28 protein-coding genes, 3 tRNA genes and 1 rRNA gene are annotated in these 24211 nt (G+C 58.6%); 4 read left to right on the top strand and 28 right to left on the bottom strand.

The window, feature by feature from the left end; all coding sequences use genetic code 11:
• The first annotated feature begins 16 nt into the window (after positions 1 to 16).
• From HWN36_RS04110 to ppcA, 3 genes are all read left to right on the top strand, one after another.
• Positions 17 to 88 (top strand) — tRNA-Cys (locus tag HWN36_RS04110).
• A gap of 6 nt (positions 89 to 94) precedes the next feature.
• Positions 95 to 216, top strand: a 5S ribosomal RNA gene (gene rrf / locus HWN36_RS04105).
• Between the two features lie 160 nt (positions 217 to 376).
• Complete coding sequence (gene ppcA, locus HWN36_RS04100; RefSeq protein ID WP_176788196.1) at positions 377 to 1843, top strand: phosphoenolpyruvate carboxylase; 1467 nt, start codon at positions 377 to 379, stop codon at positions 1841 to 1843.
• 233 nt (positions 1844 to 2076) lie between these two features.
• Here the strand turns inward: ppcA and HWN36_RS04095 are convergent, their stop codons facing one another.
• The 23 genes from HWN36_RS04095 to HWN36_RS03985 all read right to left on the bottom strand — a co-directional run bounded on the left by HWN36_RS04095 (position 2077) and on the right by HWN36_RS03985 (position 18557).
• The gene (locus HWN36_RS04095) at positions 2077 to 3366 is read right to left on the bottom strand and encodes an outer membrane protein assembly factor BamB family protein (protein WP_176788195.1); all 1290 of its coding nucleotides are present in this window, start codon (positions 3364 to 3366) and stop codon (positions 2077 to 2079) included.
• 86 nt (positions 3367 to 3452) lie between these two features.
• A complete protein-coding gene (locus HWN36_RS04090; protein ID WP_176788194.1) occupies positions 3453 to 3974 on the bottom strand; it encodes a hypothetical protein in 522 nt (173 codons plus the stop codon).
• A gap of 110 nt (positions 3975 to 4084) precedes the next feature.
• On the bottom strand, positions 4085 to 5764 hold the full coding sequence (locus HWN36_RS04085) for a glutamate--tRNA ligase (protein WP_176788193.1): 1680 nt from the start codon (positions 5762 to 5764) through the stop codon (positions 4085 to 4087).
• 1 nt (position 5765) lies between these two features.
• Positions 5766 to 6734, bottom strand: a complete 969-nt coding sequence (locus HWN36_RS04080; RefSeq protein ID WP_176788192.1) for a polyprenyl synthetase family protein — start codon at positions 6732 to 6734, stop codon at positions 5766 to 5768.
• A 12-nt stretch (positions 6735 to 6746) separates the two neighbouring features.
• A complete protein-coding gene (locus HWN36_RS04075) occupies positions 6747 to 8084 on the bottom strand; it encodes an RNase J family beta-CASP ribonuclease (protein ID WP_176788191.1) in 1338 nt (445 codons plus the stop codon).
• Positions 8085 to 8102: 18 nt separating this feature from the next.
• On the bottom strand, positions 8103 to 9146 hold the full coding sequence (gene fni, locus HWN36_RS04070; protein WP_176789572.1) for a type 2 isopentenyl-diphosphate Delta-isomerase: 1044 nt from the start codon (positions 9144 to 9146) through the stop codon (positions 8103 to 8105).
• Positions 9147 to 9193: 47 nt separating this feature from the next.
• Entirely contained in the window at positions 9194 to 9949 is a 756-nt protein-coding gene (locus tag HWN36_RS04065) for an isopentenyl phosphate kinase (RefSeq protein ID WP_176788190.1), read from the bottom strand.
• Complete coding sequence (gene mvk, locus HWN36_RS04060; protein ID WP_176788189.1) at positions 9942 to 10811, bottom strand: mevalonate kinase; 870 nt, start codon at positions 10809 to 10811, stop codon at positions 9942 to 9944. The genes HWN36_RS04065 and mvk overlap by 8 nt, the downstream gene beginning before the upstream one ends.
• 1 nt (position 10812) lies before the next feature.
• Positions 10813 to 11598 carry an AmmeMemoRadiSam system protein B gene (amrB, locus tag HWN36_RS04055; RefSeq protein WP_176788188.1) on the bottom strand — a complete coding sequence of 262 codons (786 nt, stop codon included), beginning with the start codon at positions 11596 to 11598 and terminating at the stop codon, positions 10813 to 10815.
• Positions 11599 to 11623: 25 nt separating this feature from the next.
• Complete coding sequence (gene rpsB / locus HWN36_RS04050; protein WP_176788187.1) at positions 11624 to 12235, bottom strand: 30S ribosomal protein S2; 612 nt, start codon at positions 12233 to 12235, stop codon at positions 11624 to 11626.
• Positions 12236 to 12237: 2 nt separating this feature from the next.
• Positions 12238 to 13425 carry a phosphopyruvate hydratase gene (gene eno, locus HWN36_RS04045; RefSeq protein WP_176788186.1) on the bottom strand — a complete coding sequence of 396 codons (1188 nt, stop codon included), beginning with the start codon at positions 13423 to 13425 and terminating at the stop codon, positions 12238 to 12240.
• A 4-nt stretch (positions 13426 to 13429) separates the two neighbouring features.
• Complete coding sequence (locus tag HWN36_RS04040) at positions 13430 to 13603, bottom strand: DNA-directed RNA polymerase subunit K (protein WP_176788185.1); 174 nt, start codon at positions 13601 to 13603, stop codon at positions 13430 to 13432.
• 29 nt (positions 13604 to 13632) lie between these two features.
• Positions 13633 to 13705 (bottom strand) — tRNA-Pro (locus tag HWN36_RS04035).
• Entirely contained in the window at positions 13706 to 13894 is a 189-nt protein-coding gene (locus HWN36_RS04030; RefSeq protein WP_176788184.1) for a DNA-directed RNA polymerase subunit N, read from the bottom strand.
• Between the two features lie 32 nt (positions 13895 to 13926).
• On the bottom strand, positions 13927 to 14328 hold the full coding sequence (locus HWN36_RS04025) for a 30S ribosomal protein S9 (protein WP_176788183.1): 402 nt from the start codon (positions 14326 to 14328) through the stop codon (positions 13927 to 13929).
• Between the two features lie 12 nt (positions 14329 to 14340).
• Positions 14341 to 14763, bottom strand: coding sequence for a 50S ribosomal protein L13 (locus tag HWN36_RS04020; RefSeq protein WP_176788182.1), 423 nt, complete (start codon positions 14761 to 14763; stop codon positions 14341 to 14343).
• Between the two features lie 4 nt (positions 14764 to 14767).
• Positions 14768 to 15136, bottom strand: a complete 369-nt coding sequence (locus HWN36_RS04015) for a 50S ribosomal protein L18e (protein WP_176788181.1) — start codon at positions 15134 to 15136, stop codon at positions 14768 to 14770.
• Positions 15137 to 15961 (bottom strand): DNA-directed RNA polymerase subunit D, encoded by an 825-nt coding sequence (locus tag HWN36_RS04010; RefSeq protein ID WP_176788180.1) that lies wholly within the window; start codon positions 15959 to 15961, stop codon positions 15137 to 15139.
• The gene (locus HWN36_RS04005) at positions 15961 to 16356 is read right to left on the bottom strand and encodes a 30S ribosomal protein S11 (protein ID WP_004037916.1); all 396 of its coding nucleotides are present in this window, start codon (positions 16354 to 16356) and stop codon (positions 15961 to 15963) included. Before HWN36_RS04005 ends, HWN36_RS04010 begins: the two co-directional genes overlap by 1 nt.
• A 2-nt stretch (positions 16357 to 16358) precedes the next feature.
• Positions 16359 to 16904, bottom strand: a complete 546-nt coding sequence (locus tag HWN36_RS04000; protein WP_004037917.1) for a 30S ribosomal protein S4 — start codon at positions 16902 to 16904, stop codon at positions 16359 to 16361.
• Positions 16905 to 16920: 16 nt separating this feature from the next.
• A complete protein-coding gene (locus HWN36_RS03995) occupies positions 16921 to 17373 on the bottom strand; it encodes a 30S ribosomal protein S13 (protein WP_004037923.1) in 453 nt (150 codons plus the stop codon).
• Positions 17374 to 17401: 28 nt separating this feature from the next.
• Positions 17402 to 17486, bottom strand: a tRNA-Ser gene (locus tag HWN36_RS03990).
• A 96-nt stretch (positions 17487 to 17582) separates the two neighbouring features.
• Positions 17583 to 18557, bottom strand: a complete 975-nt coding sequence (locus tag HWN36_RS03985; protein ID WP_176788179.1) for a deoxyhypusine synthase — start codon at positions 18555 to 18557, stop codon at positions 17583 to 17585.
• A 420-nt stretch (positions 18558 to 18977) separates the two neighbouring features.
• Between HWN36_RS03985 and HWN36_RS03980 the strand changes: the two genes are divergently transcribed.
• Complete coding sequence (locus HWN36_RS03980) at positions 18978 to 19928, top strand: IS5 family transposase (RefSeq protein WP_176787388.1); 951 nt, start codon at positions 18978 to 18980, stop codon at positions 19926 to 19928.
• 124 nt (positions 19929 to 20052) lie between these two features.
• Here HWN36_RS03980 and HWN36_RS03975 read toward each other — a convergent pair whose 3' ends face one another.
• From HWN36_RS03975 to HWN36_RS03955, 5 genes are all read right to left on the bottom strand, one after another.
• Positions 20053 to 21078: an RNA-guided endonuclease InsQ/TnpB family protein gene (locus tag HWN36_RS03975; protein ID WP_246269844.1), complete on the bottom strand. Its 1026-nt coding sequence runs from the start codon at positions 21076 to 21078 to the stop codon at positions 20053 to 20055.
• Between the two features lie 51 nt (positions 21079 to 21129).
• On the bottom strand, positions 21130 to 21486 hold the full coding sequence (gene tnpA, locus HWN36_RS03970; protein ID WP_176789571.1) for an IS200/IS605 family transposase: 357 nt from the start codon (positions 21484 to 21486) through the stop codon (positions 21130 to 21132).
• 152 nt (positions 21487 to 21638) lie between these two features.
• The gene (locus tag HWN36_RS03965) at positions 21639 to 22424 is read right to left on the bottom strand and encodes a CBS domain-containing protein (protein ID WP_176788178.1); all 786 of its coding nucleotides are present in this window, start codon (positions 22422 to 22424) and stop codon (positions 21639 to 21641) included.
• Positions 22421 to 23260 carry a CBS domain-containing protein gene (locus HWN36_RS03960; RefSeq protein WP_176788177.1) on the bottom strand — a complete coding sequence of 280 codons (840 nt, stop codon included), beginning with the start codon at positions 23258 to 23260 and terminating at the stop codon, positions 22421 to 22423. Before HWN36_RS03960 ends, HWN36_RS03965 begins: the two co-directional genes overlap by 4 nt.
• 5 nt (positions 23261 to 23265) lie before the next feature.
• Positions 23266 to 24207, bottom strand: a complete 942-nt coding sequence (locus HWN36_RS03955) for a CBS domain-containing protein (RefSeq protein WP_176788176.1) — start codon at positions 24205 to 24207, stop codon at positions 23266 to 23268.
• Positions 24208 to 24211: the final 4 nt, after the last annotated feature.

The following is a 24211-nucleotide window of genomic DNA, read 5'->3' as shown; positions in this document are numbered from 1 at the left end:
TAGAGCATACACGGTCGCCAAGGTGGCGGAGTGGCTACGCGGTTGACTGCAGATCAACTACATCCCGGTTCGATTCCGGGCCTTGGCTTTGGGTGATAGCGGCCATAGCAGTGGGGAAACACCTGGACTCATTCCGAACCCAGCAGTTAAGCCCACTCACGTAACGCTCGGTACTGAGTTGCGGGAGCACTCGGGAACAGTGATACGCTGCTATCCCCTCTCTTATTATGAAAATGCATTGAACATTCGTTTCTTCTCTCCTGATTTGTCTGTCCTCCATAAAAGGCGGATGCGCCTGACCGAAAGTATATCCTGAATCACGTTCTATTATTCTGTTCGGGATTGTTATCTGACGATCCGATAGTGGAGCAGTTTTATGGATGATATTCCGAAGATAGCAAAATGCATGAGCACCCAGCACCCGGATAACGTCCACCTTCCGTTCTTTGCAGAAAGTTCTGAACTCGGTGGGGAGGACGAGGTGCAGGAGGCCTATTACAGTTACTCCCATCTGGGATGCAGGGAACAGATGTGGGACTGCGAGGGAAAAGAAGTCGACAACTTCGTCGTCAAGAAACTTCTCTCCAGATATGAGCCGTTTTTCAGAGAGCACCAGCTCGGCTCTGACGTGTTTCTTACCCTGCGAGTGCCCAACCCTGATATCGAGCGGGCCGAGGCAAAGATCCTCCTCGAGGCCCTTGAGAGCATCCCGCGCTCGTTCGACATCGCGCACCTCTTCTACGGCAATGCGGTCCCGCCGATCTTTCAGGTCATCCTCCCGATGACCTCGTCGCATATCGGGATCGACAATATCTATCAGTATTACTGCGACTTCGTGGTCGGGCAGCAGTACAAGCGGCTCGGGGGGAGGGACCTGACCATCGCCGACTGGATCGGCAGTTTTGCGCCGCAGAAGATCGATGTCATCCCCCTCTTTGAGGACCAGGCGAGCATGCTCAATGCGGCCGGGATCGTCGGCCGGTATATGCAGGACAAGGACCTCTCCTACCAGCGCGTATTTCTTGCCCGCTCTGACCCGGCGATGAACTACGGGATGATCCCGGCAATCCTCCTCAACAAGATCGCCCTCTTCCGCCTTCACCTCCTTGCCGAGGAGACGGGTGTTCCGATCTATCCGATCATCGGTGTGGGTTCGGCCCCGTTCAGGGGCAACCTGAGGCCCGACACCGTGGAGAGGTGCGCGGCCGAGTACCCCAGCGTGCATACCTTCACGATCCAGTCCGCCTTCAAGTACGACTACCCCCTCGACGATGTCAGGCAGGCCGTTGCCGGTCTTGAGGGAAGGACGGTCGAGAAGCCGTCTGAGATTGACGAAAAAGAGGCCTTAAAGGTCGTGCAGACCTGCACGGCGGCCTATATGCGCGAGGTCACCGGACTCTCGGACGTGATCAACAGGGTCGCTGCATTCATTCCGAGCCGGAGAAAACGTAAACTCCATATCGGGCTCTTCGGGTATTCACGGAGCATGGGCGGCGTCACCCTTCCCCGCGCGATCACCTTCACATCCGCGCTCTATTCGATCGGTCTGCCTCCCGAACTCCTCGGCCTCGACGCCCTGGCATCAGACGATATCGCATTTCTCAGGAGGGCCTATGTCAACTTCGATGCCGATATCGCCGACGCCGTCCGCTATTTCAATCCTGACTCCTCCTTTGTCTCTCCCGCGCTGAAAAAAGCAGTCTCCGATCTCACCGATGCGCAGCCTGATCCCGACCACCTGGAGATCACTGCCGGCATCTGCCGGGCCCTTGAGGAGAACAGAACTGTAGATATCAGACAGGGCGTTCTGAGGGCTGCGAATATCAGGCACTTCCTCGGATAATCCTATTTTTTGACGCGTCGTTCTTCTTCTGACCCTGCTCAGGTGAATCTGCTCCTTCTCTATTGATTGAGGAGAGATGTGTGCAGCCCCATTTCGATCCCGCCTCTACCTTCCCGTTCCAATCGGCACCATGGGGTGAACCCCTATTGTCTGAATGGTTGCTCTGTTCGATCCCGGGCCGGGCTGCCCCCTCTTTTTTCCCCTGAGGTCGGGCTGACTGGAAAAAAAGGTAGTTATCGCCGCCGCAGCAGCAGGACTGCTGCAGCGATGGCCGCTGCCCCGAGGGCTGCAAAAGGCGTGGCCGCGGCTTCTGTCGGTGTCGCCGCTGTTGGTGCTGTCTCGTTCAGCGTGGCGTTCACCGTCACCGTTGCCCCGGCCGAGACCGAAACGTTGCCTGTCCATGGCTCAAAACCCTGGCGTTGCAGGAGAACGGCATAGTTCCCCGGCGTCAGATCCTGAAGGGTGAGCGGGGTGATCCCCATATACCTGTTATCCAGGTAGATCGCCGCCCCTGAAGGTGAGGAGGCGATGGAAAGGGCCCCGGTCTCGATCTCTGTTGTCGTCGGCACGGTTGTGGACACCGTCGTGGTCTGGACTGGCGACTCGACGGTGAAGGTCCGCACCAGATTATCGTCCCCGCCGAAGGCGAGATGTGTCCCGTCTGCAGAGATCGCCGCACCCCTGACTGACGTCCCGATCACCTGGCTCCAGATAACCAGTCCGTTCCGGTCGAAGAGATAGGCGTTCTGGTCGAGCGAACCGGCAGCAATCCGTTCGCCGCCCTCGCTCACCGAGACCGCACTCACCGATCCCCGCGTCGGAGTGCTCCAGAGGAGGGTGCCGTCCCGGTTATAGAGATAGACCTTTGTGTCGGCCGATCCTGCGGCGACATACTTTCCGTCAGGCGAGAGGGCGACGGTGAGGACGTTGGCGAATAAGACACGCGACCAGAGGAGTTTTCCCGTCTGATCGAAGAGATAGACCCGGTCGTCGTTGGACCCGGCGGCGATCAGGCCGGCGTCGGGTGTGATGGCAACGGCGAGGACATCGTCCCCGGTCATATAGGACCAGACCGACGCGCCCGTGCTGTCAAAGAGATGGACCCGGTCGTCTGAACCCCCTACGGCAACATAGGCGCCGCCGTCCGCCACCCCCGCGCCGTATATCCGGGTGGGCAGGACCGTGCTCCAGCGCAGATCTCCGTTGATGTCATAGAGATAGACCCTGTTGTCGCTCCCTCCTGCACCCACGGCGCTCCCGTCCGGTGCAATGGAAACGGCGCCTAATGCTGCCGCTGCTCCTTTCTGCCACTGGACCGCGCCTCCGGCGCCTATCAGAGTCGTCTTTGCATCGTCGCCGCCCACAACGACCAGCGCCCCGTCCCCGGAGATCGAGACCGACCGCACGGTTGCCTGGCTCTTATAGGTCCAGTCAGGAAAGACCGTGACCGCCATTGCCGTGCAGCACAGGATGCCAAGCGCGGCAGCGATCAGGAAGGCCCTGACGATAGTTTGCTGTGCCATGGAAGGGAGTATCTGGATGCTCCTATTTATCTTGCGGGGGTTGAAAGGGGTGGAGCAGGACGTCCCCCCGGCAGGTGCAGGGTCGCTCACATGCGGCGCACCAGAAACGCCCCGACAACAATCCCGAAGACGGCGACAACCAGGCTGCAGGGCATCTGTGCCGGTGCGGTCTCAGGCGTGGTCGCCGCGGTTGTTGTTTCTGCAGTTGTCACGGGTGTCGTGATCTCGCTCACCGTCTCTTCGGTGATGGTGAACTGTCCCCCTGCCTCTGTCCCGCTCTCCGTGTGGGTGACTGTCACCAGATAGGTGTCAGGCGGGAGGGGGGTTTTGACGGTGAATGTCCATATGTTATACGGGCTCCCCTCCTCCACGGTCACGGTGCCTGACGCCCCGGAAAACCCTCCGGGATCGCTCTTATCTGTCGGGGTGAAGGAGACGGAGAGGATCTCCACCTGCAGAATATTCTCTACCGCCAGGTTCGTCGTTCCCCTGACGATCACCGTGCCGTTCTCCCCGCCGGCAACCGCCGAGATCTCCACCCATCCGGCCGCCGCCACCGATATGGGCAGGCAGGCGAGGATGAGAATCATGAGTGCCATCGTGCGCATGGGGAGGGTGATGGCGCTTCATGGGTATTAATAATCTGGCCCTCCCTGCCAGCGAGCCCGATGGAGATCGCTGTGGATGAGATCGCAGAAAAAAGAACGGAGTATTTCCTTCACCGGTGGGTGAAGTAGCAGAGCACGCCTGCCTCATCGGCGCGATCGACCCTGACAAATCCGAACCGCTCGAACTGGACGGTCCTGCCCTGATACCCTGCAACCTGGGGCTCGCACACCCCGAACACCTCGCCTTCGGGCGTCAGCACCCGGCAGGGGATGCCGTAGCCTTCGGGGAGCCACTGTATGATCGGGGCCTTTGCCGCTCTCGCCGCCGCGAGATCGTCGCCGGCGTATTCGGCCTGACCGGCGCCCGTCATCCTGATGTTGAAGAGATCCTTCATCCGGACGAGGGCCGCGCCCTCGGTCTCGGCCCGCGGCAGCACGGCTGCGCCCTCAAAGGTGATCTCTCTGACACCCCGTGCGGCATCGCCGGGATAGAGCGGGATCTCGGCGACCTGCTCCGGGGCCCCCTCGATCCTGACCGAGACCGGCTCAGGGACGAAGAAGAAGCGGTCAGAGACATGATCGATGACCGCCTTGTTCTTGGCATAGAGGTTCTCCCAGGAGAAGGAGATATCGGTCTCTCCGATCCCGATCTCGACAACGGCCTCCCGCACCGCCTCAGGCCTGATCCCGCGGCGTCCGATCGCCCGCAGGGTACCGAGATGAACGTCGTCCCAGCCGGTATAGGTCCCGGCGTTGATCCCTTCGCGCATCGACGATGTGGAGAGCACCACTCCCTCGATGCCCATGCGCCCGTAATGGCGGTACACCGGTGGCTTCCAGCCGAAATAATCGTAGATATACCGCTGGCGCCGGGTGTTGGCGATATGGTCCTTCCCCCTGATCACATGGGTGATCCCGAGAAGGTGATCGTCAGCGACGACCGAGAAGTTCATCAATGGATAGACCCTCGCCTCGATCCGCGGGTGGTGGGGCGTGTCCACGATCCTGAAGATGGAGAAATCCCGCATCGCCGGGTCCGGGTGGGCCAGATCGGTCTTCACCCTCACCGTCACCTGCCCCTCGGCGAAATCGCCGCCGAGCATCCGGTCCCAGAGGGCGAGGTTATCCTCGATCGAATGGGAGCGGCATGGACAGGCCTTCTGTTTGATCTTCAGGTCGCGGAAATATTCGGCGTCGCAGGTGCAGACATACGCACCGCCGATCTCGATGAGTTTCCTGCCCAGATCGTAGTAGACCTCCATCCGGTCGCTCTGATAGACAATATCGGTGATGCCGAGTCCCATCCACTTGAGATCCTCCTGCACCATCTGGTAGGCATCGGGATCGACCCGCCTGGGGTCGGTGTCCTCAATCCGCAGCACGTAGCGGCCGCCATAGCGTTTCACATAGGCGTCGTTCAGGAAGGCAGCCCTTGCGTGGCCCAGGTGAAGAGGCCCTGACGGGTTGGGGGCAAAGCGCATCACCACGCCGTCCTCGGCCTCCTCAAGGGGTGGGAGCTCCTTTGACCGGTCCTTCTTCCCGCTGTTCGTTTCGCCGGCGAGTTCAGGAGCGAGTTCCTCCAGCCGCGCCTTCCATGCCTCGGGCGGCATCCCTGCCACCTCGTCGAGCACCTCTGTGAGCACCCCCGGGATCTCTTTTGCATGCGGGCGGAGCTCAGGGTGGGCGCCGAGCACCTTGCCCATGACTGCCTTTGGATTCGGCACATTGCCGTGTTTCACGGCATTCTGGAGTGCGTAGACATACAGGACCTTTCTGACCCCTGCATCCATCCTAAAAACTCCGTGTCACGAAAAACTCTACGAGTTCGTCGAGATACCTGCGCTGTTTCGAGTCGGGCAGCACTTTCAGGGACTGCCGGGCGTTCGCCACCTTCTCCGCGGCAATCTTGCGCACCTCTGCGATCACGCCGGCCTCCTCCAGTTCGGCGATGGCGGCGTCGACTTCGGCGGGCGAGAGCGGGCGGCGGTACTTCGTAAGGTCAAGCCCCTGCTCGCGGGCGATGATGGCGACGAGCGTCTGCTTCCCCTCGCGGAGATCCGAGCCCCGGTCCTTCCCGCTCTTCTCCGGAGGCGCCAGGAGATCGATGAGGTCGTCCTGGATCTGGAAGGCGATCCCGGCATTCATGCCGTACTGGTAGAGGGCGCTCACCTGCATGGCGTTTCCGCCGGCAAGAATAGCGCCGATACCTGCCGAGGCAGCGTAGAGTGCCCCGGTCTTCTTTGCCGCCATCTCGATATAGTCCGCGGCCTCCACAGCATCCCCGGCGTTCTCGAAGGTCATGTCCAGGTGCTGCCCCTCGCAGATCTCCGCGCAGGTCCGTGCAAGCATCGCAACCGCCTTCACCCGCGCTTTGTCCTCGGCAAGCGCATGGGTGAGGTACTCAAAGGCCTTTGCGTAGAGGACGTCGCCTGCCAGGATCGCCGTCGGCATGTCCCATTTTGTATGGACCGTCGGCACGCCCCGGCGGGTGGCGTCCCCGTCCATGATATCGTCATGGACAAGGGTGAAGGTGTGCGTCATCTCAAGGGCGAGGGCGGCGCTCATCAGGTCGTCAGAACTCCCCGGCCTCACCGTCTCGGCCGCGAGGAGCAGCACCGCAGGACGCAGGCGTTTTCCGCCTGCAAGGAGCAGGTGAGCTCCGGCCTTGTAAAGTTCGCCAAACACGTCTCCAAAATACCGGTCAAGGGCCATATCGACCGTGCCGGCGGTCGCCTCAAGATAGGTCTCCAGATCGTTCATGTCAATCCTCCATTATTTGAGCAGGAGCCGCTGCCCGTTCCTCATCAGGTGGATATCGTTGTTCAGGGTATATCCGCACCCCTCGGCGAACTTCAGGTAGCCGCCGGTCATGTCGATGTCCCCATGGGACGGGATGATGTGCTGGGGGTTTAAGAGATGGATCAATTCGTAGTGATCCTCCCGGTAGGCATGGCCGCTCACGTGGAGTTCGTCGTGGATCCGTGCGCCCTTCATCCGCAGGAGCGTCTCGACGAGGTGGCGCTGGCCATAGTTCATCGGGTTCGGGATCACCTTTGCCGAGAAGAGGATCTTGTCACCCTTCTCGACCTTGTACGGTGTGTCGCCCTGTGCAATCCTGGTCAGGATCGCCCCGGGCTCGCCCTGGTGGCCGGTGACGATCGGGACGAACTTGTCCTTGCCGGTCTTTAAGATGTGACGAAGCGTCCGGTCTACCGTCCGCCTGTTCCCGAAGACCGAGAGCGTCGGCGGGAAAGAGACGAGTTTTAACTGCTCGGCGGTCGTGGAGTAGCGCTCCATCGAGCGGCCGAGGAGGACGGGCTTTCTTCCCATCTCATGAGCACACTCGGCGATCGTCTTGATCCGCGAGATATGGGACGAGAAGGTCGAAACGATCATGGCGCCTTTGTCGTCCTCATAACTGGTCATCGTGTCGCGCACCAGGTCGCGGGCGATCCGCTCGCTCGGGCATTTCCCCTTCTTTTCGATGTTCGTCGACTCGACAACGAGGGCGATCACACCCTCCTTGCCGATCTGGCGGAGGCGGGCGAGGTCGGGCGGGTCGCCGAGCACCGGCGTCCGGTCGAGTTTGAAATCGTTTGCATAGACGATCGCCCCGTCCTTTGTGTGGAGGACAGCCATCACCGTATCGATGATCGAGTGCTGCATCTTGACAAATTCCAGGGTGATGTTCTGGGAGATGCGGAAGCGCTGGCCGGGCCGCAGGACCTGCACCTTGTTGTTCACCCCGAACTTCTGCTCGCCCTGGATCTGCTGTTTGATCAGCTCGACGGTGTAGGGTGTCCCGATGATCGGGGCGTTGTACCGGTGCGCGAGCTTCGGGATCGCCCCGATATGGTCGAGGTGGCCGTGCGTGCAGACGATCGCCTTCACGCTCCCCTCCACGGTGTTCATCATCGTGTCGTCGGGGATTGCCTTTATCTCGATCAGGTCGAGGGAGTGCATGTTCTCGAGTTCGGCATCCTCGTGGATCATGATCTGGTCGAGCCTGATGCCCATATCGAAGATGACGATCTCCTTTCCGCAGCGGACGGCGGTCATGTTTCGACCGACTTCGTTGTAGCCGCCCACTGTAACAATCTCAATATCCATTTTTTATCTCCTATTTATTTAAATTTCAAGCATCTGGCGAGTTTTGCCCGTAATATAGGTCCGTGCCTTTGCAAGATCCGTAATGCTGCCGGATCCTGTCAGGAACATCGCCGCGCGCACCTCTCGCAGGACGGTGCCGACCGCGGCTTCGAGAGCATCGTCGCTCTGCATCGCAGGGCGCAGGAAGGGAAGCGCCATCCCCCCAAGGCTGGCACCGAGTGCAATCGCCTTTGCCACATCGATTCCGCTCCGCACGCCGCCGGTGGCGATCACCGGGCCGGTGCCGCCCACCTCGCCGAGGCTGACCACCGTCGGGATGCCCCAGTCGAGGAAGCGCTCTCCGAGTGACCGCAGGCCTTCGTCTTCGGTCCGCTCCACCTCGACTGCCACCCATGAGGTGCCGCCTGCGCCGCCGAGATCGATCGCCGCGGCGCCCGCACCCCAGATGAGACGTCCCGTCTCCCTGGATATGCCTGCCCCGGTTTCTTTGACGATCACCGGCGTTTTAAAATCTTCGCAGAGTTCGGCGATGGCCGCAAGGCAGCCGCGTGCATCGTGATCGCCTTCAGGCTGGATCGCCTCCTGCAGGAAATTGAGGTGGATGCAGAGGGCATCGGCATCGATCATCTCGACCGCCTGTTCAGCCCATCCGGCACCATGATCGCGCAACTGCACCGCGCCGAGATTGGCGCAGAGAAAGGCGTTGGGCGCTTCGTCCCGGACGACCGAGAAACTCCCGGCCAGTTCGGGGTGTTCGAGCGCTGCGCGCTGGGATCCTACCCCCAGGCCGAGACCGAACGTTCTGGCAACCCGTGCGAGTCTCCGGTTCACTTCGGTCGTTGCCGGGTGACCGCCGGTCATGGCGGCGATAAAAAGAGGCGCCCCGAGAGAGGCGCCGAGGAATTCTGTTTCCAGTCTGATGTCTTTGAGATCCTGCTCCGGCAGGGCCTCATGCACCAGCCTGACGTCCTCGAAGCCTGCGCTGCCCGCCTCAACCTCATGCTCGCAGCAGATCCGGAGGTGGTCCAGCTTCCGCGAGGACGTCTGCGTATTCTTTCTGATAGAGATTCCTCCGTTGTTGTTTGCTGGTGTGCCTGGCCGTCATACTGTTATCTTCTGACGATCGTTCCGCTGTGGTCTTTCCCATCAAGGAAATCAGCGGTGCGGGAGATGTGAAATATATGCGACTCGATCCCCTCGTCCGCAAGTGCAAGGAGTTCGTTGATCTTTCCTCTCATCCCGCCGGTGACGTCGGTGTTCTCCGAACACCCGATAGACAGATGTCTGACTGTATCCCTTGTGATCGCCGGTACCACCGCGCCGCCGTCGAGGACGCCCGCGACATCGGTTGCAAGCCCGACCCGCCCTGCCCTCAGGGCAACGGCAAGGTACCGGATGATCTGATCGCCTGAAATGATGCAGGCACCGCGGCTCATGTCCGTCACCACGTCCCCGTGAAGGACCGGGGTGATGCCGAGCCGTACCAGTTGAGTAATAGATATGCACTCACAGCATATGAGCTGTCCGTTGTCTGCATGGCACCCGGCGAGGGGGTGGATCCCTACGGCATCGACGCCGTTCGCTCTCAGAGCCGCAACAACGGCCCGGTTCAGGACTGCGACCGCCTCATGGGTGACGGCGACGCCTGCCCGGTTCTCCGGGCCGACCCCTTCCTGGATACGGTAGTGTTTTGCCTCGGGGTGGCCGCAGGAACCCGCCCCATGGACGATGATGAGGCGCTGCTCGGGCCGCTGTGCGATCACGCCGGCGATCTCTGCGAGGCGCGCATGGTCGATCGCCCCGCTCCCTCCCTTGTCGGTGACGACGCTTCCCCCGAGTTTCAGCAGTGTAATCTCTCTATTCATTTTTCTCTCTGCGTATTCCTTCGGTGTCGATGGTGGTGATGATCGAGCGTGCCCCGGTGGCGTCCATTGCGCCTGCCACCCTGCTCTTTGCGTGTTTGGGGCAGAGTGCAACCATGCACCCGCCGCCGCCGGCGCCGGTTATCTTTGCTCCGAACGCCCCGGTAGCCCTGGCGGTGAGCACGAGCTTTGAAAGGGCCGGGTGTCCAACGCCGATGGCGTCGAGCAGGGCGTGGTTCACGTCCATGCACTGGCCAAGCTGCTGGGGTTTGTTCATGCTTTTTATCGCCTTCATCGTCACCGCGCCGATGGCGTCCAGGATCGGGTTGATGATCTCGGGGTTGCGCTGCCGCTCCTGCGCCACATGCTCAACCATTTTTGAGGTGGAGTGGGAGACCAGGCTGTTGCCGATGATCAGATGAAAGTTCTGGGGGGGAAGGCGCCGTTTCGAATCGCCGGTGATCAGCACGATCCCCCCGAAGGTCGTTACATAGGTGTCGGTGGGGCTTGCCCGTCCCTTCTGGACCTTCTTCTCGATCGCGTAGGCGCGTTCGGCGACCTCTTCTCTGGTGAACCCGAGATTGAACTCCTCGGATATCGCTGCAAGGGTGGCTGCCGTCACTGCTGCCGACGAACCAAGGCCAGACGAACTCGGGAGCTGGGACCTGATATAAACGCTTCCCTGCACGCCGGTCGAACGGAAACACTCTTCGATATAGGGCGAGCGCGCATGCGGGGGGTTCCGGCTTTTTCTGACCGTCACGGCGACCCTGGGTTTGATCGCCATGGCAACGCCTGGTTTCCCATAAACAACGGCGTGTTCACCGAAAAGAAAAACTTTGCCGGGAGCGCTCCAGGTGGCCACGCTACACCACCATGATGGCGGCGTAGCCGACTACCTCGGGATCCCCGGTCACATCGCCGCTCGTAGCATAGGTGAGCAGGCGTCCTCTGGTCGCCCCTAATGTTTTGCATACGGTGATCATTGCAGCAATCGGGCCGTATCCACATGCTGAAATATCGTACTCCTCGATGCTCCGGTAGAGTCCATCGACATCGAGGTGTTCGATCGCCTTGATTGCCATGGCGTCACGTTTGCGTGCCTGACTTTCAGGAATATAGTGGGAAAAATCACTGGATGCAACGATCCTGACCTCGCGCCCGGTCGCCCTTATGGCGCGGATGATCTTCCCTGCAACCAGTTCTGCACTTGCCGGGCTCTGGTCGCCCATCATAATCGGCGCTATCTGTGCGCGCGGGAAAAAATGTTTGATAAAGGGGGTCTGGACCTCCAGGGAGTGCTCATCCTCCATGGATACCTCGTCCACCCTGATATCAAGCGCTCTCACGAAATCGACGTCTACATCGACGATCCCGAGGGGCGTCTCCCAGGGTATTGCAGAGGTGCAGGTCAGAAATCCCCGGTGGCTCGGTCCGATCACCACGAATGTCCCGTCAAAATCCGGCCTGATCGCGGAGAATGCCCGGGCTCCGACCGTCCCTGAGTACGGGTAACCTGCATGGGGGGAGACAATACCGAGTGCATCTGGAGCAGGTCTCTCGACGGGGGTGACCGTTTCGAGGAACTGCTCGAGATGGCCCGGTTCGCCGGGATAGAACATGCCTGCGAAGGTGCATGGCCTGGTCTCCATCCTTTCCTGCCTCCTGGTTGTCCGGTTACAGTTCGGTCTCGAAGTCCTCGGGAGTGAGCGAGGTAGAAACACCGCGCAGACGGAACATCTCCCTGGTCAGCAGGTAGTAGATGAGCGAAAGAGCCTTTCTACCCTTGTTGTTTGTCGGAATGACAAGATCGAGATAACTTGTCATGTTGTTGGTGTCACAAAGACCGATGACCGGGATACCGTTCTGAACCGCTTCACGGACGGCCTGAGCGTCTCCCATCGGGTCGGTGACGATGACGACTTCGGGTTCGATATAGTGCTCGAAGTTCGGGTTGGTCATAAGGCCCGGGATGTATCTCCCGATCGCCGAGGTGCCGCCGATGGCGTCGGCAAACTTCTTTGCCGGGTACTGGGCGTACTGCCGGGAGGCCACGACCAGGATCTTCGGGGCATCGTATCCGGAGAGGAACTTTGCCACCATCTTGATCCGCTCGTCGGTTGCCTTGATGTCAAGGATATACAGTCCGTCCCCGCGCACGCGGTAGATGAACTTTTTCATGTCCTGGCTCTTCTGCTGGGTACCAATGTGGACGCCTGCTGCGAGGTATTCTTCCACAGGAACGAGCGGCTCGTTCAACACAATTTCCATCTCACTCTCTTGTGCCATTGTTAGATCATCTCCTCAATGCGTATGAGTTCATTCAGTTTTGCGATTCTTTCGCCGCCCACGACTCCGGTCTTCAGGAGTCTGCACTCGAATGCAGTGGCAAGGTGGGCGATGGTCTCGTCGGTCGTCTCACCCGAGCGGTGGCTCATCACCGTGTCCATGCCCTGGGACTTTGCAAGGTGCACCGATTCGAAGGTGTCGGTCAGTGTCCCGATCTGGTTGGGTTTGATGAGCACGCAGTTCGATGCTCCGGTCTCGATGCCCTGCGTGATCCGCTCGACGTTTGTCACATAGAGGTCGTCACCGCAGATCATGCAACGGTCTCCGACCTGCGCGGTGATCTCGGCGAAGCCTTCGAAGTCCTCCTCCTGGAGGGGGTCTTCGACATAGACGAGGCCGTAACGGTCGACCAGTTCGGCAATATATGCGATCTGATCCTCGGTCGATCTCTTGATGCCGGTGTACGTGTAGGCACTCCCGTCCCACATCTCTGTGGCGGCCACGTCGATCCCCATGCTGATGGAGATCTTCAACTCGTCGGAGACGGCGTCGACCGCCCGGGAGAGCAGGTCGAATGCTTCGGTGTCAGCGATCCTGGGGGCCCATGCCCCTTCGTCGCCCTTTCCGCAGCCTCTGCCCTCTGCGATCAGGAGTTCCTTCACTTTTTTGTGTACGGCCGCGTTTGCAAAGACCGCTTCCTCAGCACAGGAGGCGCCGGTCGGAATGACCAGGAACTCCTGGATGTCTGTGGCGTTTGCTGCATGCGCCCCGCCCCCGATGACATTTCCAAGGGGCAGGGGTGTCCGCTGCGTGAATGCACCGCCAAGATATCTGAAGAGTTCTGTTCCTGTTGCGTTCGCGGCTGCCTTTGCACAGGCGAGGGAGAGCGCCACCGCCACGTTCGCTCCGATGGCGGAGAAATCGGCGGTGCCGTCTGCATCGCGGAGGGCATAGTCGAAACCCACCTGATCGGCGGCGTCAAGCCCGACGAGCTCGGGGACAAGGTTCTCGCGTGCAGCGGCGATTGCCTCCCGCGGCGGTCGAACCTTTGCCTCCCAGGTTCCGGTGGAGGCACCGCTCGGCGCTGCAGCCCGGCCGAAACCGCAACAGGTGTACACCTCGGCCTCAACGGTCGGGTTGCCTCTGCTGTCCAGGATCGTTCTCAGTACGATTCTCTCAATCTCAGTCATCTGATCACGCCCTCTTTTTTACGGTGATGGGGATCTGATCCAGTCCGAATTCCTCAAGCGCAATGTTAAGAGGATCAACATTGCCTGTAGGAATGAGAACCGGTGCACCCATGGAAATCTGAAGTGCGCGTGCTCCGACAATCCGTGCCTTTTCATAGCGAGTATATGGGTCCATCATACATCATCAAAACACATAATAGTAGATAATGGGGTCGCTGAGATTCGAACTCAGGTCAGAGCATCCCGAACGCCCTAGGATACCAGGCTACCCCACGACCCCTTACTGGTATGGATTGACGTCGTCTACAGTCTCCTTGTGTGTGAGTAGCATCCGCCTGCAGCAGTAGCGTTTTAAACCGAGATCGTCGAGGATCTCTTTTGGATCCTCGCCGGCTTCCCGACGCCGTTTGAACGCCTCCCATGCAGGGGAGATCACTTTGCCGCATGTAACGCATCGAACCGGGATCATATCTCGATTTACCTCTCTGTAATCTCTCTGTCTTAACGGTACGATTTCTGGAACTTCTTGCGTGCACCGCGGCCGTGCGGCTTCTTCGCTTCCTTCTGACGAGAATCGTTCACCAGGAGGGTGCGGTCATAGGTGATGAAGACGTCCTTGACCCTTGGATCGTTATGCCACTTCAGGATGCCGCGGGCGAGTGCGGTCCTGACGGCCTCGGCCTGTCCCATATAACCGCCGCCATTCACCTCGATCGCAATGTCCACGCCGTCAACCGAACCCGGAACAAGGAGCAGGGGCTCGGAGACCTTCATGCGGGCGAGTTCGGTGCCGTAGACCTCGAGAGGGACGGAGTTGATGCGGATCCGTCCTTTCCCTTCCTTCAGGGTCGCCCGTGCGATTGCGGTCTTTCTTTTTCCACTAGTATTTACGACCTTTACCATCTCTCTTCACCTCTAGAACCTGGATCCGAGTTTTGTGCTGATCTCACCAAGGGTTACGAACCTGGGGTTGTTCAGCCTATCGATCCCTGCCTTCTCGATGGTTTCGAACGCTTTGCCCTGGAATTCAAAGGGCACGCCGACGTAGACCTTCACATTCCTGAATGCATCCGCGCCGCGCTGGCGTTTGTACGGGAGCATGCCGCGAATTGTCCGCTTCAGAATGTGGTCGGGTCTTCTCGGGAAGAAGGGGCCGCCCTCAACAGAGCCGCGTGCCCGCTTCGTCTGGTAGTGCTCGATCACCATGGCACGGCGCCCTGAGACGATTGCCTTCTCGGCGTTTAAGATTGCGAACTCTTCGCCCTGAAGTGAGCGCTTTGCGACGTTGCTTGCAAGCCGACCGAGCAGCAATCCCTCAGCATCAATTATCGTCACCATGATCTCACCTCAGTATCCTCACACCCGAGCCCTTCGGGTTTGCTGCCACCAGTTCTTCAATGGTCAGGCAGCTGCCCTCAAGACCGGTGATCTTGATGATCGCAGACTCCGAGAAGTTCAGTGCGGCGACCGATACTTTCTGGTCGAGCACGCCACTTCCGAGCACCTTGCCGGGCACAATGACGGTCTCTCCGTCCTGTGCGTAGCGGTTGATCTTTCCGATGTTCACCTCAGCATAATTGTTGCTGGGTGCTTCCAGACTTTGTGCGATGACCCGCCATATCTTTGCATCGTTCTCGCGAGCGGTATCCTTCAGCATCGCGATGAGGTTGGAGAGACGGGGGTTCGTCTTCTGGTTTGTCCTCTTTGCCATCTAATTCACTCCGGCTATCTCGCTCAACGTATCAGCCAGATCCGTTGATTGATTCCTGATGTATTCCAGTCCTTTCTCTATGATCGTCGGAACAGGCAGCGAACCGTCGCTTTCCACGACAAATATGAACCGTGAGGTGTCGGAGCCGATTGATATCGCAGGCTCCAGGCCTATGCCGGTGGTCAGGCATGCCTTCTCACAGAGCTTGCAGAGCGAGCACTCCTCAAGTTTCCCATCGACTATCCGGGCTTTGCGGCCTTTGAGTTCGAGCACGCCGCGCGGGCATTCATCGATACACATGCCGCAGGCGTCACAGTTCTCCGTGATGGTGATGACCGGGTAGGTCTTGTAACCGCAGGCAGTGACGGCCTGCCACTTTGCGTGTTCTGTGCCTGTGTTCAGGACGGCGCGCGCTTCGAGAACGACTTTCTGACCCTCGAAGAGTTTGACGATAGGAATATCGTCGTGGACCGGTCTGGTTTCGGGGTCGTCTGATATGAGGTCGCCTGAATAGACGATCCCCGGCCCCTCGACGCTCATGGTGAAGGTCACCGAGCAGAGGGGACAGCCCGCGCCTTCGCACGAGCATCTGTCCTGTTTTACGAAACGGGTCAGGTCGGTCTTTATCGGGATGAGTCCGAGCCTGTGTGCCAGAATCTCATCGAAGAGTACGCTGGAGTTGTCATAGATCCTCAGGTCTTCGATGGCAAGCGTCGGCACCTCGCCGATCATGGCGCGGCGCAGGGTGTTGGCGAACGCTGGCGTGGCTCCGGAAAGCACGAAACGTGCGGAGTCGCTGTCAATTCTGGCGAATTCGATCTGCATCAGACTCTCCTTCCACGTCTCCCGCCCTTCTGGCGAATTGAGTCATGGGGGACCGGGGTGACATCCTCGATCTTACCGATGCGCATGCCTGCGCGGGAAAGGGCGCGGATTGCTGCCTGGGCGCCGGGGCCGGGGCTGCGCTGTTTGCCCTGTCCGGGAGCGCGGACCTTGACGTGGAGCCCTGAGATCCCCTTTTCTCTGGCCGCGTTGGCGACGTTGATCGCCATCTGCATGGCTGCATAGGGTGAGCTCTCGTTGCGGTCCTGCTTGACGACCATACCGCCGCTGCTCTTGGTGATTGTCTCAGCCCCGGAGAGGTCGGTGACGGTGATGATGGTGTTGTTGAACGAGGCAAAGATGTGTGCCACGCCCCATTTCTCCTTCTCTGCTGCCATGATTATCTCCCGGTGATCCTGGTGCGCTCAGCGTGCGATACGGTGGCGAGTGGCGAGTGGCCGTAGTAGCCGATGCTGCCCTCTTCGCTCTTTGGAACGAGATAGCCGGGGATGTTGACGCGGCGGCCGTTCAGGGCGATGTGCCCGTGGGTAATGAGCTGACGGGCCTGCTTTGGCGAGCGGGCGAGGCCTTTGCGGTAGACAAGGGTCTGGAGTCGGCGCTCGAGTTCCTGCTGGACCTTCAGGGCGAGGATGTCGTCGATATCGACGTCGCCGCTTTCTGAAACGAGGCCGTAGCGGGCGAGGTGGTTGATCAACTGCTCCCTCTTTGCTTCGGCACGCTTCGGGTCGGTGCCCGCGGACTCAAGGGCGAGGATCTCACGGGTGGCCTTACGGTACTTGCGGAGCACGCTCTCGGCTTTCCAGAGCTCGCGCTTGTTCCGGAGACCGTACTCGATAACGATCTTTACCTCGTCCTCCATGCGCGTTTTTTCGAACCGGCGCTTGGGGGTTGAGTATTGCTTATGGTTTTTTCCTGGATATCCCATGGTCTCACCGCTGCAATCAGTTCTTCTTCCTCTTCACGCCGACGGTCGTTCCCGTTCTGCCGGTGGACTTGGTGCGCTGACCGCGAACCTTCTGGCCGGTCTCATGACGAATGCCGCTGTAGGAACGGACCTTACGCATGATGTTGATATCCTCGTCGAGGGTCATCGGGACCTCACTTGCAAGGAGGTGCCTGGACTTGCCCGAGTAGATGTCTATTGGCCGGTTCAGCATCCAGGTGGGGACGCTTTCAGCATAGTTTTCGACCGCTGCGCGGATCCGCTCGATCTCCTCGTCTGACATTTTGCCGAGGATGGCGTGGGAATTTACGCTGGCCTGCTCTGCGATAATCTTCGCAGCGTGCCGTCCTACTCCCGTGATGCCGGTGAGGGCGATCTGCACCTGCTTGGTGCCGTCAAGGTCGGTTTCTCTAACCCGGACGAAATACTTGATCTCTTCTTCCTGATCCATCCAATCTCCTCATTAGATGTGGTCAAAGCGCTGAGGGAGGGATTTGAACCCTCGAGTCCCAGGGGGACACAGGTTTAGCAAACCTGCGCCATACCAGGCTTGGCTACCTCAACCGATAATGTTCGCATCCATTGACACTCGCAACGCACAGCGCTGCTCCATGAATGATGTTCTACTCTATATGTGGGAATCTGTAATAAGGGTTGTGGTCAGCCCTTGAAGGGCTGTGCCCGTTCCAGTCCGCTCCCGATCAGCGCCGACGTGACGATGGGCAGGGCGATGGTGGCGTCGCAGAAACACTGGACCTGCCTTGTCCGTGGCGATTCCTTGCCCCATGAGATCGCCTCTTCAAAGGTGCACCCGGAGAGTCCGCCCCAGTGCGGGGCGTCGGTGGTGTACTGAACGGCATAGGCATGCCCGCCGAGGTCGAGGTCGTGCATCGAGGCGATCACCTGCGTCTGCTGGATGAAGTTTTTCGGCACCCCTCCGCCGACATAGATGACCCCGGTCTTTTTCGAGTTCTCGACGATCCGCGTCAACTCGTCGGCGTCGGCGATCTGGTCGATGCCGATATCGACGCCCCTGCGACGGGCCACGGTCAGGGCGATGCCGATGGATGAGTCGCAGAGGGCGGGAACGAAGATCGGCACGCCCATGGCGGCGGCTGTGGCGGTGATCGATCGCCCTTCCGGGGCTTTTTCCGTGATAAAGCCTGCGAGCCTGCGTATGAACTCGGCCGAAGAGGCGTGGAAGGGTGCGATCGTCCCGGCGAAATCTGCGACCCGCCAGTCCACGCTCCTGAACTCTTCTTCGTATGCAAAAACATCGTAGATGCGGTCGATCCCTTTTGTATACAGGGCAGCGTCATCGACGACATGGTGGCCGGCATAATGGCGGATGCCCAGGTGTTCGACGATGTCGTGGAAGATGTTTGCGCCGGTGGAGACGATCGCATCCACGTAGCGCCGGCGTACGATCTCGATGATGCACTCCTGCATGCCGGCCGGGATCATGGCGCCTGAGAGGCCGAGCAGGATGGTGCACCCGGGGTCCTGGACCATCTCAGACCATATTTTTACGGATTCCCCGAGTTTTCTCCCCTGAAATCCGCTCTCGCTCATTTCGCCAAGGAGGGACGATACGTCGTTTGTCGGCATGACCGATCGGCGTGGGTTCATATGCATGACTCTCCTCCCGATAGTTATCTGGGCTGAGATGTGATTAATTGACTGGTCTGGTTTATTGTGCGGGTGGGCGTGTTTTTTCGGTCAGGGCGGGGCAGCGCCTGGCCTGTTCTTTCGGTTTTGCCGGACACTCCCTGGATGGTAATACTGGCGTGGGAATAGTCGTCGGGGCACTTTGCATTACAGTGAACTACCGCGCCCTGAAGGGCGGGGCTTCCTGCTTCATGGACAACACGTGCATCACAGAGATGTGATGGAGAGGTATCGTCTCCACAGGCTCAAAGGGCTGTTCCATCCCCACGCGGTGAATATTCACCGCTGCGTTGTAATCTCGATCGGCAACAAACCCACAGTATGGAGAATTTCGAACAACCCCACCTCACCCAAAGTACTTTATAGTCCCGGATCGACCTTTTTCCCATGAGCACGTTTACCAATTTCGCGATCCACCACGAATATGCCAGCCTTGCAGCTCTGGGTGATCGGCTGGGTGAGGTCAGCGGTCTGATCGACTGGGATGCCTTCCGCCCTCTCCTTGCTGACCTCTACACCAACGCCGAGGGGCGAGGCGGCCGTCCGAACTATGACGTCGTTCTGATGATCCGGCTGCTGGTGCTTCAGCAGTGGTATGGCCTGTCTGACCCCGAACTGGAGCGTCAGGCGACCGACCGGATCTCGTTCCGTCACTTCCTGGGATATCCGGAAACCATTCCGGATCGGTCGACGGTCTGGCTGTTCCGGGAACGCTTGGCGCAAACCGGGAAGGATACCGCGATCTGGGATGAGTTCCAGCGGCAACTCGAAGTACAAGGGCTCGCCATCAAACGCGGTGTCATGCAGGACGCGACGTTCATCACCGCCGATCCCGGGCATGCTCCTGCCGGCACGCCCCGGGGAGATCAGGCAGAGACGCGGCGCAGCCGCGACGGCACCTGGGCCAAGAAGGGCTCGAAGTCACAGTTCGGGTACAAACTTCACATCCTGCTCGACAAGGACAGTCAGCTGATCCGCCGGATTGAGACCACCACGGCGTCACTCCATGACAGCAGGATCGATCTCTCCCGGGAAGGTGAGACGGTCTATCGCGATAAAGGCTATTTTGGGGTGAAACCGCAGGCATCTATGGACAAGACCATGCACCGGGCCGTTCGCAACCATCCCCTCTCCATCAAGGAGAACCGGCGGAACAAGGCCATCAGCAGAACACGATCGCTGGTGGAACGACCGTTTGCCGTGATCAAGCGGGTGTTCCATGCAGGCCACCTCATGGTCACGACGGTTGCCAGAGTGCACGTCAAGAACATCTTCTCCTGCATGAATTTCAACTTCAGGCAACTTCTTACCCTCAAAGCGCAAGCTGCCGAGCGATAGCTCTCGAGAAAATCCAAAAAACCCTCTAAATGCAGGGGTTCAGGAAGGAAACGGCTGAACAGCGAGGGGAAGAGGGCAGTCGGGAGCGAGTATCTGATGGCAGGGAGGAGTTAATCGCAATTCTCTATGGACATTCGTGGACTCTCTCGGAGAGCGTCTTTTTCACGATGCTACCACAGTTTGAGCACATCTGCGACGTATTCCGGGGATCAACTTTGACGAGTTTCGTACCAGCACTTTCAGCCTTGTACGAAAGATAAGAATAGAATCGACCCCACGAAGCATCATGGATGCTCCTGTGCAATCCTGTAGCGTTGCCTTTCTCCTTCAGACTTTTGATATTCAGGTCTTCGACGCAGATCGCCGCATAGGTATCAACATACTGACGGGAGAGTTTGTGCAGGAAATCTTTTTTCTGGTTCGTGATATGATCATAGACCTTCTCCAGCCTGCTTTTTGCCTTCTTCCAGTTCTGTGAAAATCGCTTCTTTCGGGCAATGCTCTGCTGTAACTTTCTGATCTGGTTCAGCGAGTGCTCATAGAACCTTGGATTCTCAATCACCGCACCCTCGCTATCGACGGCAAACGAGTTCAGACCGACATCGATCCCGACAGACCGTCCTTCCCGCTTTGACGCGGAAGCCTCCTGCTCTGCCTGAATGATCACGTACCATCCATCACCGGAACGAGTGATCAGAACACCCTTCACCTTTCCCGTGTATGGTCGGTGCATCGTGAACGGAATTGCCCCGATCTTTGAGAACGTGATCGTGCTCTGTTCGCGGTCGATCTTGAACCCGGACTGGTTGTAGTTGAGCGTCCGGTATCGGAATGCACTCTTGAACCTGAGTTTGCCGATTTTCCGTCCTCTCCTCTTCGTCTGCGAGAGTGCAGCGATGTTACTCCAGAGGGTATAGTTCACCATCTGAAGCACCCTGGAATACACGCTCTTCAGAGACGGATTCTCATCCTTCAGCGTGACGATCCGCGCCTGCATTCCTCGCATCGTCGGGGAGATCCCACCCTCCCTTGCTGTGGTGCATTCTTCGAGGAGTTTGTTGTAGAGCCACCTACAGGTATCAAGTGTCTCGTGCAATCGTGTTTCCACGGTTGCATCCGGATACGCCCGATACTTGTAGGAAATGATCATTCACTTCTCCAATTGAGAATCGACGTACTCTTTCAGGGCGTCAAGGCTTACCTACCCCGATGTTGCAAGGAAATATGACGGAGACCACAAGGAATCTCCCCACAGTAAATTCTTTGTTGCAGGAAACTCCTGCCGCAGTCTCCGCGCTGATACCCCCTTGATCACATTGACAACATTGACGAGGTTGGTTTTTGGAGTCGCCTTGAAGAGAAGATGATAGTGATCTTCGGCGGGCTCATGAGCAACAACCTCTATACCCAACTCGTCAGATAGGTTCCACACAATATCTTTCAGACGTTCCCGAATATCGTCAGAATACATCGCTTTCCGGCGATACTTCACTACTATCACTAGATGATAGTAGAGAGCAAAGACTGAATGCGCTGACCTATCAAGTTTATACTTCATGTTGGGTATTCCATAATACGTCACCCAATAAGATCTATCTATCGCAAGGAAAAAGGGCGGCTCCGTTTTCATCCCCGGCCTGAAGACCGGGGACTTCCCGCTCCGCCCCCTTTACCCCCGCAAGTTAAAAAAAGTTAAATTAGTCTGTTTTCTCACATCGCTTTGATCAGCGACGACCTGGTGATGATGCCGGCGATCTTTCCGTTGCCGCTGGCGACCGGGAGGGAACTGATCTTCTTTGCGATCATCAGGTCGATGATCTCGGCGAGCGGTTTCTCTGCATCGACCGAGATCAGCGGGGTCGACATGATGTCGCGGACGATGAGGTTTCTGATCCGGTGATCCTGGTGCTTCCCTTCGACCACCTCGCGGAAGGCCCGCATGGATCTGGCAACATCGGTTTCGGTGACAATCCCGACCGCACCGTTATCGGCAGCGACGATGAAGCGGGAGATCCCCTCGTCGACCATCCTGCGGCGGAGGTGAACCACTCTCTCCTCGGCGTTGATGGTGTATGCCGGTTCCATAACATCTTTTACCGCCGCTGACGGCTGCATGATCTTCAGCAGGTCACCATAGGTGACCTGGCCGATCAAATTGTGCTCCTGATCGAAGACCACAACGATCTTTGCGTGCTGGAGGAGGTCGGGAAGGATCTCGACGCCCTGATCCGGGTAGGCCGCGGTAAATTCTTCTGAGACACTGTTTGAAACATGGATCTGTGTCGGCGGCATGTCGGCGTTCCTCTTTTTGCCGAGCGTCTCCGCTATCGCCTGTCTGGAGATGGTGCCGACGACCGCCCCGTTGTCGGTGACGATCAGGGGGTCGATGTTCTCGGAGAGCATTTTGTCGAGGGCGTCGGTGATTGGTGCAGACTTTGAGATGGTGAGGGGTTTTGCCATCACGTCTCTGATATAGATGTACATCTCTTCGCTCATTTTGCCACTTCCTGTAAGATGTTGTCTCTCTTTACGATCCCGAGGATCTCGGATCCTCGCGCGATGACCATACTGTTGATGTGGTGGTCGATCATCATCTTCACCGCTGCTGCGGCGGTGGTCTCGGGGCCGGTGGTCACGACAGGATGGGTCATTACGTCTTCGGCGACCGCAGAGACCTCCAGAATATATCTGAATGACTTCCTGCCGCCAGATGTTTCTTTTCTCAGCATTTTAATATCTTTTTCGGGTATCTCTCCGGCTTCGTTTGCATACTCGTAAAAGGCGAGGTTTGTTTCGGTGATGATTCCGGCGAGCGTTCCGTCATTGTTGACGACGATCAGTTTTCCTCCGCTCTCAGAGAAGAGATCGACGACGTGGTCAAGCGAATGATACCGGCTGACCGTGATCGCCTCCTCCATGAGGGCGGTGACCGGGACGTCGAGTTTTTGAACCGATGCTGACCTCAGGATGTCTGATTTCGTAACGATGCCGATCACTTCGTCGCTGTTGACGACGGGGATGCCGCTGATCATCCGGTCGAGCATGAGGGCAGCGAGATCCCTGATGCTCGTCTCGGGGTCCACGACAATCGGGGCCGGCGTCATCAGTAAGGAAACAGGGATGCGGTCGATTGGCCGTCTCCGCCAGACCGGATCGGTATTTCTGAGGCGGTAGGCAAGATCCTTCTTGGTAATGATGCCGGCAAGGCGGTCTCCCTCCATCACCAGGACGCGCGAGATCTTGTGCTTGATCATCTGGTTTCTCGCATACGCAACGGTGTCTTCAGGCGCTACCACTCTGACCGGTGATGACATCACATCCTCTGCTTTCATCTGTATCACTTCCCGGAAAATGCTTTCACAAGGTCAAATTCGGTTACCAGGCCGATCAGTCTCCCGTCTTCGATGACCGGAAGCGCACCGACCTTCCTCTGCAGCATCTTCAGTGCTGCATCGTTGATATTTGCGTCAGGGACGGTGGTGATGAGTTCTCCTGACGTGAGGCTCCTCACCGGGAGGGCCATTACCTCGGCAACGTCGCCGGTCGAGAGGCGCTTGAACACTTCGCCGGTGCCGAGATACTTCATGATATCCGATGCCGAAACGATCCCGTAGAGGACGTCGTCCATGACCAGAGGGAGACGCCTGAACCCGTGCGTGATCATCTCCCGCGTCACCGTTCCGATCGGTGCCTCCGGGCCGGTGACCCGCAGCCCCGTGCTCATGATCTCTTCGACCATGATATCGGTCTCTTCAGTGGCAAGCGCCTTCATCACGTCCCGCTCGGTGACGATCCCGGTGAGGACTTCCTCCTCGTCAACGATGGGCAGGCCGCCAATCTTTTTTGTGACGATGATCTCGGTGACGTCGGCGATCGATGCGGTGTGCGGGATGGTCGTCACCCGCTGGGTCATGATCTCTCTGACACTCTCGTTGATGGCTGCAAGCAGGTTGCCGTTGTGCTTGACCCTGACCAGATTGAAATGATCGCCGCCGCCCAGGAAGTCAATGCTGTCCCGTGCCGTGACGATGCCGAGGAGCCGTTTTGTCCCTGCGTCGGTGATCGGAAGCCGGCGGAAGCCGTACTCGGTCATCGTCTCGATGGCGCTGATGATGCTCATCGTCGGCGGTACCGATATGACCTCACGCGTGGCGATCGCCATCACCTCGCCTTCGGACTCGACGATTCTGGACTTGAACTCGATCGGGCCGCGGTCAAGTTTGCCGGGCATTTTCAGGAGCTTGTCTCCCTGTTTCATATTCTGGTTGTTCTTATGCATACCA

Origin of the sequence: Methanofollis tationis (assembly GCF_013377755.1) — an archaeon.
GTDB classification, from domain to species: domain Archaea; phylum Halobacteriota; class Methanomicrobia; order Methanomicrobiales; family Methanofollaceae; genus Methanofollis; species Methanofollis tationis.
Note: the sequence above shows the minus strand (reverse complement) of the source record. Positions and strands in the feature narration are given on the sequence as shown.

What these genes read in the sequence shown, in the direction of transcription:
- amrB (WP_176788188.1), bottom strand. Translation starts at nt 11,598, where the DNA reads ATGGAGACCAGGCCATGCACCTTCGCAGGCATGTTCTATCCCGGCGAA.
- ppcA (WP_176788196.1), top strand. Translation starts at nt 377, where the DNA reads ATGGATGATATTCCGAAGATAGCAAAATGCATGAGCACCCAGCACCCG.
- HWN36_RS03995 (WP_004037923.1), bottom strand. Translation starts at nt 17,373, where the DNA reads ATGGATCAGGAAGAAGAGATCAAGTATTTCGTCCGGGTTAGAGAAACC.
- eno (WP_176788186.1), bottom strand. Translation starts at nt 13,425, where the DNA reads ATGACTGAGATTGAGAGAATCGTACTGAGAACGATCCTGGACAGCAGA.
- HWN36_RS04080 (WP_176788192.1), bottom strand. Translation starts at nt 6,734, where the DNA reads ATGAACGATCTGGAGACCTATCTTGAGGCGACCGCCGGCACGGTCGAT.
- HWN36_RS03965 (WP_176788178.1), bottom strand. Translation starts at nt 22,424, where the DNA reads ATGAGCGAAGAGATGTACATCTATATCAGAGACGTGATGGCAAAACCC.
- HWN36_RS04075 (WP_176788191.1), bottom strand. Translation starts at nt 8,084, where the DNA reads ATGGATATTGAGATTGTTACAGTGGGCGGCTACAACGAAGTCGGTCGA.
- HWN36_RS04090 (WP_176788194.1), bottom strand. Translation starts at nt 3,974, where the DNA reads ATGCGCACGATGGCACTCATGATTCTCATCCTCGCCTGCCTGCCCATA.
- HWN36_RS03985 (WP_176788179.1), bottom strand. Translation starts at nt 18,557, where the DNA reads ATGCATATGAACCCACGCCGATCGGTCATGCCGACAAACGACGTATCG.
- HWN36_RS03960 (WP_176788177.1), bottom strand. Translation starts at nt 23,260, where the DNA reads ATGAAAGCAGAGGATGTGATGTCATCACCGGTCAGAGTGGTAGCGCCT.
- HWN36_RS04030 (WP_176788184.1), bottom strand. Translation starts at nt 13,894, where the DNA reads ATGATCCCGGTTCGATGCGTTACATGCGGCAAAGTGATCTCCCCTGCA.
- HWN36_RS04000 (WP_004037917.1), bottom strand. Translation starts at nt 16,904, where the DNA reads ATGGGATATCCAGGAAAAAACCATAAGCAATACTCAACCCCCAAGCGC.
- rpsB (WP_176788187.1), bottom strand. Translation starts at nt 12,235, where the DNA reads ATGGCACAAGAGAGTGAGATGGAAATTGTGTTGAACGAGCCGCTCGTT.
- HWN36_RS04095 (WP_176788195.1), bottom strand. Translation starts at nt 3,366, where the DNA reads ATGGCACAGCAAACTATCGTCAGGGCCTTCCTGATCGCTGCCGCGCTT.
- HWN36_RS04085 (WP_176788193.1), bottom strand. Translation starts at nt 5,764, where the DNA reads ATGGATGCAGGGGTCAGAAAGGTCCTGTATGTCTACGCACTCCAGAAT.
- HWN36_RS04020 (WP_176788182.1), bottom strand. Translation starts at nt 14,763, where the DNA reads ATGGTGACGATAATTGATGCTGAGGGATTGCTGCTCGGTCGGCTTGCA.
- HWN36_RS03955 (WP_176788176.1), bottom strand. Translation starts at nt 24,207, where the DNA reads ATGCATAAGAACAACCAGAATATGAAACAGGGAGACAAGCTCCTGAAA.
- HWN36_RS04005 (WP_004037916.1), bottom strand. Translation starts at nt 16,356, where the DNA reads ATGGCAGCAGAGAAGGAGAAATGGGGCGTGGCACACATCTTTGCCTCG.
- HWN36_RS04015 (WP_176788181.1), bottom strand. Translation starts at nt 15,136, where the DNA reads ATGGCAAAGAGGACAAACCAGAAGACGAACCCCCGTCTCTCCAACCTC.
- HWN36_RS04065 (WP_176788190.1), bottom strand. Translation starts at nt 9,949, where the DNA reads ATGAATAGAGAGATTACACTGCTGAAACTCGGGGGAAGCGTCGTCACC.
- HWN36_RS03975 (WP_246269844.1), bottom strand. Translation starts at nt 21,078, where the DNA reads ATGATCATTTCCTACAAGTATCGGGCGTATCCGGATGCAACCGTGGAA.
- tnpA (WP_176789571.1), bottom strand. Translation starts at nt 21,486, where the DNA reads ATGAAGTATAAACTTGATAGGTCAGCGCATTCAGTCTTTGCTCTCTAC.
- HWN36_RS04025 (WP_176788183.1), bottom strand. Translation starts at nt 14,328, where the DNA reads ATGGTAAAGGTCGTAAATACTAGTGGAAAAAGAAAGACCGCAATCGCA.
- HWN36_RS04040 (WP_176788185.1), bottom strand. Translation starts at nt 13,603, where the DNA reads ATGATGGACCCATATACTCGCTATGAAAAGGCACGGATTGTCGGAGCA.
- HWN36_RS04010 (WP_176788180.1), bottom strand. Translation starts at nt 15,961, where the DNA reads ATGCAGATCGAATTCGCCAGAATTGACAGCGACTCCGCACGTTTCGTG.
- HWN36_RS03980 (WP_176787388.1), top strand. Translation starts at nt 18,978, where the DNA reads ATGAGCACGTTTACCAATTTCGCGATCCACCACGAATATGCCAGCCTT.